Source organism: bacterium (assembly GCA_037147175.1).
GTDB lineage: Bacteria > Cyanobacteriota > Vampirovibrionia > Gastranaerophilales > UBA9971 > UBA9971.
The window spans coordinates 1-10,992 of sequence record JBAWVS010000064.1 but is presented as its reverse complement, the minus strand read 5'-3'; the positions used below and the strand labels follow the sequence as shown (position 1 = coordinate 10,992).

The window sequence follows — 10,992 nt, the reverse complement described above, 5'->3', positions numbered from 1 at the left end:
CTAATGAAAAATACCGAGAATTAACGGGTGTTGCGATTGCTTAGCGAATTCACCTATTATATTACTTAGAGTAAATAATAAAAAAAATTACAGAAATAAACAAAATATATTAATTATTGAGTAAATTTAATTTGAATTTAAAAAATTTTATGTTGATGATACTATAAATATTAAATAATCGTGTAAATTTAAGGATATAAGAAGAGTCATGATAAGTACAAGCGGATTAACACTAAGATTTGGCGGACGTGAATTATTCAAAGACGTTAATATAACATTTACTCCGGGTAACTGCTACGGATTAATAGGAGCAAACGGATCAGGCAAATCAACTTTTTTAAAAATTCTCTCAGGAGAAATTGAATCTAATTCAGGAGATGTTTTTAAAGCACAGGGAAAAAGAATTGCTGTATTAAAACAAAACCATTTTGAATTTGATAATTTTAAAGTTTTAGAAACTGTGATAATGGGGCATAAAAGGCTCTATGACATTATGAATGAAAAAGAAGCTATATATGAAAAGTCTGATTTTAGCGATGCAGACGGCATAAAAGTCGCCGAACTTGAAAATGAGTTTGCTGAACTTGACGGGTGGGAAGCAGAATCAAATGCAGGAAGTCTTTTAAATTCTTTAGGCATTGAAACAGATCTTCATGAATTATTAATGAGCGAGCTTACAGGCAGTGAAAAAATCAGGGTTCTTCTTGCACAGTCGCTTTTTGGCAATCCCGACATTCTACTGATGGATGAACCGACTAACCACCTTGATGTTGATACAATTATGTGGCTTGAAGAATTTTTGATAAATTTCCAAAACACAGTTATAGTTGTTTCTCACGACAGAAGATTTTTAGACAGAGTTTGCACACACATAGCAGATATTGACTACAGCAAAATCCAGCTTTATACAGGAAATTATACATTCTGGTCAGAAGCAAGCCAGTTGGCTTTAAGACAAAAACAGGATCAGAACAGAAAAACCGAAGAAAAAATGGAAGAGTTAAAGACCTTTATTGCCAGATTTAGCGCTAATGCATCAAAAGCAAAACAGGCAACTTCCAGAAAAAATCTTCTTAATAAATTAACTCTTGAAGAAATTAAACCATCGAGCAGAAGATACCCGTTTATGGTATTTAAGGCTGACAGAGAAGCAGGAAACGATATTCTGCACATTGAAAAATTAAACAAAACCATTGATGGTGTAAATATAATAAAGAATTTTACATTAACTGTTGATAAAGGCGAAAAAATTGCTTTTGTAGGAAAAGAAAATTTACCGGCAGATACACTTTTTCAAATACTTACAGGTGAACAGGAAGCGGATAGCGGAAGCTTTAAATGGGGAGTTACAACGACTCAAGCTTATTATCCGAAAGACAATTCAAAATTTTTTGAAGATGATCTTAACCTTGTAGATTGGCTTCGTCAGTATTCAAGAGAAAAAGAAGATAATTTCCTCAGGGGTTTTCTCGGCAAAATGCTTTTTTCAGGAGAAGAAACCCAGAAGCAAACAAGAGTTCTTTCCGGAGGCGAAAAAGTTCGCTGTATGTTCTCTAAAATAATGGTTTCCGGTGCTAATGTATTAATAATGGATGAGCCTACAAACCACCTTGATTTGGAATCTATTTCTGCGCTAAACAACGCTTTGATTGATTTTCCCGGAACATTGCTGTTTATTTCGCAAGACCATCAGTTTATTGACTCTATAGCTGACAGAATCATTGAAATCACTCCATCCGGCTGGATAAACGAGCAAACTTCTTATGATGAGTACTTGACTAACCCGAAAATCAAGAAAAGACGCGAAGAATTATACAAAATGAATAATCCTCACCTTTCAAAAAAATAGCCTAATATACATTTGGTCTGGGTTTAAATTTTGTGTGGAGATATTTGTGAGAAATATGGCTTAACGGTTCTCCGAGGAAATCTTTATATAGTTTAGTTATAAATGGATTTTCGTGTGCTTTTCTGATTTTTTTGCCGAAATCTATAGCATAAAGGCTTTCCATTCTGGCTTTTATTACTTCATAGTCTTCTGTATAAGGCTGGCCGCCTCCTGCAATGCAACCACCGGGACACGCCATTACTTCCATAAAATCATAGTTAACTTCACCGTTTTTTATTTTTACAATAACTTTTCTGGCCTCGGATAGAGAACTGACGGCTGCAACATTAATAATTTTTCCGTTTACATTAAGAGAAGCTTCTTTTATCCTGCTTAAGCCCCTTACTGATTTAAAATTTATTTCTTCAAGTTCAGTTCCTGTCATTAATTGATATGCTGTTCTTAAAGACGCTTCCAAAACCCCGCCTGATGCTCCGAAAATTTCTCCCGCACTTGATGCAGCCCCCAGCGGATTATCAAAGTCAGACTCTTCAATCTGAAAAAAGTCCACGCCGCCTGTTTTTAAGATTTTGGCAAGTTCCCTTGTTGTTATTACGACATCAACATCTTGAAGTCCGTCAACTTTATTTGTATTTCTTGTTATTTCAAATTTCTTTGCAGTACATGGCATAACTGATACAACAAAAATATCTTCAGGTTTAATACTGTTCTGAGTGGCAAAATAACTTTTTATTATTGCGCCTAACATTTGATGAGGAGATTTGCATGTTGAGAGGTTAGGAATAAATTCAGGGTAAAAAGTTTCAATAAATTTGGTCCATCCCGGTGAACAGGAAGTCATCATAGGAAGTTTTCCATTATTATTTATGCGGTTAACAAGCTCGCTTGCTTCTTCCATAACTGTCAAATCAGCGCCAAACGCTGTATCAAAAACTTTTTTAAAGCCTAGTTGCCTTAAACCGCTTACCATTTTTCCTGTTGAAACAGTTCCTGCCTTTAAACCCATTGCTTCACCGATAGTTACCCTTATAGACGGTGCTGTTTGAACTATAACGCACTTGTTTACATCTGCCAGAGCGTTAAATACTTCTTCTGTAGAGTCTTTTTCTATAAGTGATGCGACAGGACAGGAAATTACACATTGTCCGCAGTCTATACAAACAGAATCTGCAATTTTATTTCTAAAAGCAGGCAATATTTCTGAATAAAAACCTCTGTCAACAAATTCAATTGCGTGAACATCCTGCAATTCTTCACAAACTTTTGTGCATCTGCCGCATAAAATACATTTTCCATAATCTTTTACATAAGCTTCAGAAGAACAATCTTTATAATCAGGTCGTTTTTTACCTTTATAGACATTTTCTGAAATTTCGTATTCTTCGCATAGTGTTTGGAGCTTGCAGTCGCCATTTCTCCTGCATACAAGACACTCCATATTGTGGTTTGCCACAAGAAGTTCCAAAAGTGTTTTTCTTGCTTTTAAAACTCTGGGAGTATGAGTTTGAATTATTAACCCTTCTTTTATCGGAAAAACACAAGAAGCAACGAGATTAGCACTATTTTCTACCTCTACCACGCAAAGCCTGCAAGCACCCCTTCTGCTAATAAACGGATAATAGCAAAGTGTAGGAATGTTTATTCCGATTGACTTTGCCGCATCCAGTATAGTCCAATCCTGCTTTGCTTCGACAATTTTTCCGTTTATGGATATTTTTACATTTTCCATAAATATTACCTGCTTGTATTTTTAAACCATCAAAAAGTCTAAGTCATCTTAAATAAAAAGATTTTGTTTTAATATTCTCTACAAAGACAGGTTTTTCAAACTTTTGTACAAAAACTTAGCATTAATTTCTAAATAATTTAAAGATGTTTTATAATAAAACTAAATTATATTATTATTAATATTGAAAAGACCTTAATGGGTAAAAAAATATGAATTTTAAGTACGAACAAGAAATAGACGACTTTAAAAAAGAACTTGACGAATTTCCTCAATATTTATGCAGAAGGTGTGGAAAATGCTGCAAAGTAATTGCAACCTCTGATACACATGAAGAACTTGAAAGACTTGCAGCACTTGGTAATATTGAAGCAAAAGTGTTTACGGATCTTTTCAAAAGATTTACTTCGGTGGAAGAAGCCAGAAAGGCTGTACCTGAGCAAGTAGATAAGATTCTTGATGAACTAAGCTATAAAGAAGATGTTGATGTAAATAATGTAACTTTTTACTACTGCCCTCATATCACAGAAGATAATTTATGCCCTATGCACGAAAAAAGACCTACTGTTTGCAGTCGTGCGCCACATCATGGCTGGACATGTATGCCTCCGGGCTGCGGCTTTGAAGGCTGGCAATTTGAACTGAGAGAAAAATATAAGCAAATGACCCGCAAATTTAAAGAGTACTTAACTGCGGTAGAAGCACTTTCCGAAGATGGAAAAGTCCCCGGAAAAGACATGACGATAGAAGAATTTAAAAAATTAATTGATGAACAAATAAAACCCTGGAGTAAATATGGATCTATGTTCTGGTAAAAGGATAAACAAATTATGTCAGAAGCTGTAAAAAAAATAAAAGAACTACTAAAACTTCCTCAAAAATTGTGCAATATGTGCGGAAGTTGCTGCAAAATTGCTACCTTTAAAGCTGGTTTGTCTTATGAGCAAATATTGGAGCTGATAGCAAATCCCGAAACTGACCCTACACAGGTTGAAGGAGCAAAAGACTTTCTAACAATATTTGAACCTTATTATACTCATGATGATATAAAAAAAATTGCACCTGACTTTTACGAAAGAGTTATGAAACAAGTGGGAAAACCGAACATGTCTTTCTTTAGATGCAGGTTTATCGGCAAACATGGAGGCTGTTTAATCCATGAAGACAGACCGCTTTTATGCAGGATGTACCCCGTACCGCATGAAAGAACAATGTTTTTCCCCGGATGCGGCTTTGAAGAGCAAAGTATTGCTAATTGGAAAGAAATCGAAATAATTATAGAAGAAGTAAGAAAAAGATCAGAACAAACTTCTTAATTAATAATAAAAAAGTTTTTTTAAATATATTAAGAAATATTAAATTGTATTTTTCCCTAAGAGGTCATTATTACAAGATTAATCATCTCTTAGGGTATTTTATTTATTTTTGAGAAGCAATTTTTCAGCTTTATGAACTTTGTATAAGCAGGTGTATTAAATATAGTGGATTTTTATGAATATTAACAAACCATCATACTTGAGTTTCAAAGGAGCAGATAAAGACAACTTAAATGAATATGCTCAATTCCATGACATAGGAGCAAGCATGCTTGCGTTGACTGATAAAAGACTTTGTAATATTGATACACAGGTGGAAGCTGACAAATTCATTAAATTACCTAAAGGAATAATAAATACTAACACTGATGCAAATGCAGGTTTTCATGACGAGAGTCATTTTCTTCAGCAAATAGTTAAAAAAATTATAGCTACTCATAAAGATTTATTAGGGCAGACTAATTTGCCTTTAAATTTAAGGAAATTGGTCTGTTTTGTGCCGTCAATCGTATGCGCAAACCCTAAAACATTAGAGCCAAACTATGCACCATTTATTACAAACGCAAAAAAAATAACTCGAGAAGGACAACTTGCAAAACTTGAATATGTCGATTATAACAGAGTTACAGCAGAATTAAACAAACAAACGGAAATTCCTGTTAGTAAAGATTTATCGAATAATGTATTTTTTCTAAATGATTTACTGGGAGCCGGAATCAAAGTTGCGGAGGATATAGCTAAAAAACCTGAATTAATTTTTACAAATGAAGAATTTAAATTAATTGAATCTATTAATAAAGGATCAAATACACAGGCTAAAAAAAACATCAAAAACCCTCTTGAAGGCTTTAAAGCAATGGTTGTTATGAATGGAGGAGGTTGTGGTGTTTCTATAGTGGAGTTTTTAAATAAAGAAGTAATAATAAAATCACCTGAAGGGTGTCATGATATTGCAATAAAAATGCCTGAAAAAGGTGCTACATCAATAAATATAAAAAATGAAATTACAAGGCCTCCTAAAGCAGGTGCGGCTGTTGGCTCACTGCTTACAAATTTTTGTGAAAATATCGGCATTGACAAAGTGAAATACAAAAATGAAATAAATAATTTTGTAGCAGCCGGAGAAGCACGATTAGTAACAGAAGAGGCTGTTAAACTAGACAAAAAATCTGACAGTCATAAAATTGAATTATTAGAACAAACAGGCTTTTTTAATATTAAAGAAGAAGGTAATAAAAAAGAATTTAGACTGAAAGAAAAATATGCAGGTTCTAAAAACGAACGATTCAGAACTGCAAGAACTAAAACTATAGAACAATATGCTTATATAATGGGGGAACTGGCTTTTACTTCTTTAAACAGGGGGGAGAACGCTTTAATTGTAGCAGGACCGTTAGCTTTTGGACTTAATGATGTAATCAAAAATAATCCGCAGGATTTTAACGGCAAAGACTCCTTAAGCGGCCTAATTGAAGATAAAATGATTGATTTTTCAAAGAACATAGTACATGACGAAGAATCTACAAAAGAAATGAAAGATTGTCGCAGATATAGAATTATATGCGACAAAGAAAAATTTGATATTAACGATAATACAGAAGGTGCAAAATCGCTTCTTAATCCTGATACAGAAATAATTAGAGGTATATGGAGCGGAAATACCGTCAAATTAAATCTTGATGCAATAAAAAAAGTTCCTTAGCCATTATTTATAAGAAAATAAGACGGCATATAAAGAGCGCTGCAAGCATACCGGCAATGTCAGCCACTATACCTGCTATAAGGGCATGCCTGATTTTTGTAATTCCTACAGAGCCGAAATAAACAGCTATAACATAAAGAGTTGTTTCCGAGCTTCCCGTCATTACGGCTGCTAATCTTGCCATATAAGAATCTCCTCCGTAGTGTTTTGCAATTTCTGTTGTTATGCCAAGCGCTCCACTTCCCGACAACGGTCTTATAATTGCAAGAGGCAGTATATCAGCAGGCATTCCAATTAATTTTAAAATCGGTGAAAGAGCATGAGCTAAAAATTCTATCGCCCCTGATGCTCTAAACATACCAATAGCAACTAAAATCCCTACTAAATACGGAATTATCCTGACACCGATATCAAAACCTTCTTTTGCTCCATCTATAAAAGTCTCATAAAGAGGAATTTTTTTATATAAAGCCGTAAGAAGGAAAGCTAAAAGCATTACAGGCAATATCCATACTGAAAAAACATTTACTGTATGTGCAATAAAATGTTTTGTTATTTGAAATGTATGAATTAGTGTGTTTATCAATTGTTTCTCCATTACGTTAAAGATTCTTCACTTTGCTCTGAATGAGAATGATTAATTTCCGACATTTCAGCTTTAATATATTTTTCTTTATTAAAAAAGGGGATTTTTTCGAGAATTTTTACAACTGTAACGGCAGAAATTAAAGCGATTAAAGTTGAAATAAAAGTCGGTCCTATTATTATAGTAGGATTTTTTGCACCTGAAGCTGCTAAAACTGCAATAATAGAAGCCGGTACAATTTGAACACCCGCCGTGTTTATTGCCAGAAAAGTACACATTGCATCTGTTGCGACTTTTTTTGAGGAATTAAGTTTTTGCATTTCACTCATCGCTTTTATTCCGATAGGAGTTGCCGCATTTGTTACCCCTAAAGCATTTGCAGTAAAATTCATAGCTATATGACCTATTGCAGGGTGATCTGGCGGTATATCAGAAAAAAGTCGTTTTGTTATCGGTTTAATAAGTTTTGAAATAGAGGAAACTATGCCTGATTTTTCGGCTATCTTCATCATACCCAGCCAAAAAGCCATAACTCCTATAAGAGAAATTGAAATTTCAACGGCAAGTTTTGAAGAATCAACGATAGATTGAACTACAGCGTCTATTCTCCCGTTGATACCGCCTATAATAATTGCTGCTAATATAAAGAAAAACCAGATATATCCGAGCATAAAATAAATCCTTGATAATTTTAAATATCCTATTTATGATTTAAGAGAGTTATGTTTTCGAAAATCAGGCTAAATTTAAAGGAATGGTTTTCAAAATCAAACTTATATAGTATAGAATAACATTCTACAGAAATTATGGAAAAAAGGTAAGTACCTTATGATAAAAGTTGCTATTATCGGCTCAACAGGCTATGCAGGGGAAGAATTAACAAGAATATTGCTTCATCACCCTGAAGTTGAAGTTTCACATGTCACATCTCATTCTTTTTCGGGTAAGAGATATGACAGCATTTATCCGAGTTTTGCAAATAGATTTAATAATTTATGCGAAGAAGAAAACATTGAAAAACTAGCTGAAGACTCTGATGTTATCTTTATAGCGCTTCCGCACGGTATTGCATCAAAAAAAATAACGACCGAAATACTTAATAAAGTAAAAATAATAGACATAGGTGCTGATTTTAGGATAAAAAATCAAAAAGTTTATGAAGAATGGTATAAAACAGAACATGAAAGCCCTTATCTTCTAGAACAAAGCATTTATGGACTTTGCGAATGGAAGAGAAACGAGATTAAAAATGCAAAATTGATTGCAAATCCTGGTTGTTTCACAACTTGCAGTATATTAAGCCTTTCGCCTCTTGTAAAAGAAAATTTAATCGACCTGAATTCAATTATTATTGACGCAAAATCAGGTGTTACAGGTGCAGGAAGAACTCTTGATATTGGCACACATTACACAGAGTGCAACGAAAGCACAAAAGCCTATAAAGTAGCAAGTCACAGGCATACTCCTGAAATTGAACAAGAATTAAGCGCACTCGCAGCAGGACAGGAATTTAAATTATCATTTACTCCTCACCTGATACCAATGCAAAGAGGGATACTTTCCACATGTTATGCCAATTTAAAAGATTCTTCAGTTACTTATGAACAAATAAAAGAAGTTTACAAAAAATATTACGGCAACGAGTATTTTATTAGGCTCACCGAAAAAGGTATTTTCCCTGAAACCAAATGGGTAAGAAACTCAAATTACTGCGATATAGGCTTTGCAATAGACAAAAGAACGAACAGAATAGTTGTTGTTGGAGCTATAGATAACTTAATAAAAGGTGCAGCAGGACAAGCAATACAGAATATGAATATAATTTTCGGTATTGAAGAAAAAACCGGTCTTGATAACATCCCGATATCAATTTAATTTATTTTATATAACTCTAATATTTTTTATTGAACCATTTAATTTCTTTTTTTGCCTGTTCTTTAAGGTCAAAATTTTCAGGTAATCTTTTTCTTATCCTGATATTAAATGCTTTTGCTATCTCCCGCAGAGTGTTAATAAACGATTTTTCTGATGCAGGAGTACCTTCAAGAATCATCATATGTTTTCCGTGTCTTCTCATTGTTTGATGAATTTTTAAATTATTAATATCTATAGAATCGTTTACTATACGAGGAATAGTTGTTCCTCTTACAAGTACATGACCAAATGCCAAATTTTGAGGTTTGTTTCTTATTTCCATAAATTTGTATCCTTCTCTTTCTAAATTTAATTTAAATGTGTACAATATGATAAAACTTATGATAAAAATTGATATTAATAGTTGATTATATTAATAAATAAAAATTCAACTTTGGTTTAAAAGGAAAATGCAATGAAAGAATTATTACAGGAAAATATTATAAAAGAAATAGCCGGTAGTGTAACTGCCCCGATTGGATATAGTGCAACAGGCGCTCATATAGGACTTAAAAAAAAGAAAAAAGACTTAACAATAATAAAAAGCGAAATTTCTGCAACTGCATCGGGTGTGTTTACCCAAAATTTAGTCAAAGCAGCGCCTGTTTTGTGGAATCAGCAAATCGTTAACAATAAAGTCAAAGCAATAGTTGTCAACAGTGGAAACGCAAACGCATGCACAGGCGAACTTGGTTTTAAACACACAGAAATAATGGCACAAACGCTTGCAGATTGTATCAAGACAACTAAGGAAGAAATAATAGTGTCTTCTACCGGAGTCATCGGGGTTCATTTGCCTATCGAAAAAATTGTAGAAGGAATAAAAACTGTAGTTTCAACTTTAGAAACAACAAGAGAAGCTGCTAAAAGAGCAGCTGAAGGAATTATAACCACAGATACTTATACAAAAGAAATTGCTGTAGAAGTTGAAATAGACGGAAAACCTGTAAGAATAGGCGGGATGGCAAAAGGTTCCGGCATGATTCACCCGAATATGGCAACAATGCTTTCTTTTGTTACGACTGACGCTGATATTTCAAAAAACATGCTTGATAAAGCTTTAAAAGACAGTGTAGAAAACACTTATAATATGATTTCTGTCGATGGAGATACAAGTACAAACGATATGGTAATCGTTCTGGCTAATGCAATGGCTCAAAATACTCCTATCACAGAAGAAAATGAAAACTATTTTAAATTCAAATCAGCACTTGATTATGTTAACAAATATCTTGCAAAGCAAATTGTTAATGACGGTGAAGGTGTTACAAAAGTTCTGGAAGTGGTAGTCAAAGGCACTGCAACCAAAGATGACGCCAGAAAAATTGCAAAATCAATAATTTGCTCAAATCTTGTAAAAACAGCTTTCTTCGGCGAAGATGCTAACTGGGGCAGAATCCTTTGTGCAGCAGGCTATTCAGGTGCAAATTTTAATCCTGAGAAAACCAGTATAAGTTTTTCCAGCTTAGGCGGTGAAATTACGCTTTTTTCCAACGGTGAACCTTTAAATTTTGACGAGGATAAAGCTCTTCAAATTCTTAAAGAAAGAAAAATCCAAATTTTATTGTCTTTGCAAGACGGCACAGAAGAAGCTGCCGCATGGGGCTGTGATTTAAGTTATGAATACGTAAAAATTAACGGAGAATACAGAACATAATAAAAGCCCTGAGTTTTTCACACAAGGCTTTAAAATTTTTTATAATTTTAACAAGTTATTAAGCAAAATACAGAATAGAGTTCATTTGATCTTCTTTTGCTTCATCTATTTGAGCTTTATTATCGGGCGTATTTGGTATTACTTCAGTACTAATTTTGTAATTTTGGAATAGGTCTCTAAATTTATTTCAGGAGTTACGCAAAGTAATTTAAAATATTAAAAATAAAGAATCCTGACTTTCC

Annotated in this window: 10 protein-coding genes; 6 read left to right on the top strand and 4 right to left on the bottom strand. The window is 33.6% G+C overall.

The window, feature by feature from the left end:
- Nucleotides 1–208 precede the first annotated feature (208 nt).
- Nucleotides 209–1,849 carry an ATP-binding cassette domain-containing protein gene (locus WCG23_11980; protein ID MEI8390586.1) on the top strand — a complete coding sequence of 547 codons (1,641 nt, stop codon included), beginning with the start codon at nucleotides 209–211 and terminating at the stop codon, nucleotides 1,847–1,849.
- 1 nt (nucleotide 1,850) lies between these two features.
- Here WCG23_11980 and WCG23_11975 read toward each other — a convergent pair whose 3' ends face one another.
- On the bottom strand, nucleotides 1,851–3,578 hold the full coding sequence (locus WCG23_11975; GenBank protein ID MEI8390585.1) for an NADH-dependent [FeFe] hydrogenase, group A6: 1,728 nt from the start codon (nucleotides 3,576–3,578) through the stop codon (nucleotides 1,851–1,853).
- A gap of 209 nt (nucleotides 3,579–3,787) precedes the next feature.
- Between WCG23_11975 and WCG23_11970 the strand changes: the two genes are divergently transcribed.
- From WCG23_11970 to WCG23_11960, 3 genes are all read left to right on the top strand, one after another.
- Entirely contained in the window at nucleotides 3,788–4,390 is a 603-nt protein-coding gene (locus tag WCG23_11970; protein ID MEI8390584.1) for a YkgJ family cysteine cluster protein, read from the top strand.
- Between the two features lie 15 nt (nucleotides 4,391–4,405).
- Nucleotides 4,406–4,891, top strand: a complete 486-nt coding sequence (locus WCG23_11965; GenBank protein MEI8390583.1) for a YkgJ family cysteine cluster protein — start codon at nucleotides 4,406–4,408, stop codon at nucleotides 4,889–4,891.
- A 175-nt stretch (nucleotides 4,892–5,066) separates the two neighbouring features.
- Nucleotides 5,067–6,593 (top strand): hypothetical protein, encoded by a 1,527-nt coding sequence (locus WCG23_11960; GenBank protein ID MEI8390582.1) that lies wholly within the window; start codon nucleotides 5,067–5,069, stop codon nucleotides 6,591–6,593.
- A 7-nt stretch (nucleotides 6,594–6,600) separates the two neighbouring features.
- On the opposite strand, the gene WCG23_11955 is transcribed toward WCG23_11960, so the two are convergent.
- Complete coding sequence (locus tag WCG23_11955; protein ID MEI8390581.1) at nucleotides 6,601–7,179, bottom strand: spore maturation protein; 579 nt, start codon at nucleotides 7,177–7,179, stop codon at nucleotides 6,601–6,603.
- An 11-nt stretch (nucleotides 7,180–7,190) separates the two neighbouring features.
- Nucleotides 7,191–7,850 carry a nucleoside recognition domain-containing protein gene (locus WCG23_11950; protein MEI8390580.1) on the bottom strand — a complete coding sequence of 220 codons (660 nt, stop codon included), beginning with the start codon at nucleotides 7,848–7,850 and terminating at the stop codon, nucleotides 7,191–7,193.
- Between the two features lie 157 nt (nucleotides 7,851–8,007).
- Between WCG23_11950 and argC the strand changes: the two genes are divergently transcribed.
- The gene (gene argC / locus WCG23_11945) at nucleotides 8,008–9,054 is read left to right on the top strand and encodes an N-acetyl-gamma-glutamyl-phosphate reductase (GenBank protein MEI8390579.1); all 1,047 of its coding nucleotides are present in this window, start codon (nucleotides 8,008–8,010) and stop codon (nucleotides 9,052–9,054) included.
- Nucleotides 9,055–9,070: 16 nt separating this feature from the next.
- Here argC and WCG23_11940 read toward each other — a convergent pair whose 3' ends face one another.
- Complete coding sequence (locus WCG23_11940) at nucleotides 9,071–9,376, bottom strand: hypothetical protein (GenBank protein MEI8390578.1); 306 nt, start codon at nucleotides 9,374–9,376, stop codon at nucleotides 9,071–9,073.
- A gap of 132 nt (nucleotides 9,377–9,508) precedes the next feature.
- Here WCG23_11940 and argJ point away from each other — a divergent pair, with 132 nt between their 5' ends.
- Nucleotides 9,509–10,750, top strand: coding sequence for a bifunctional ornithine acetyltransferase/N-acetylglutamate synthase (argJ, locus tag WCG23_11935; GenBank protein MEI8390577.1), 1,242 nt, complete (start codon nucleotides 9,509–9,511; stop codon nucleotides 10,748–10,750).
- Nucleotides 10,751–10,992: the final 242 nt, after the last annotated feature.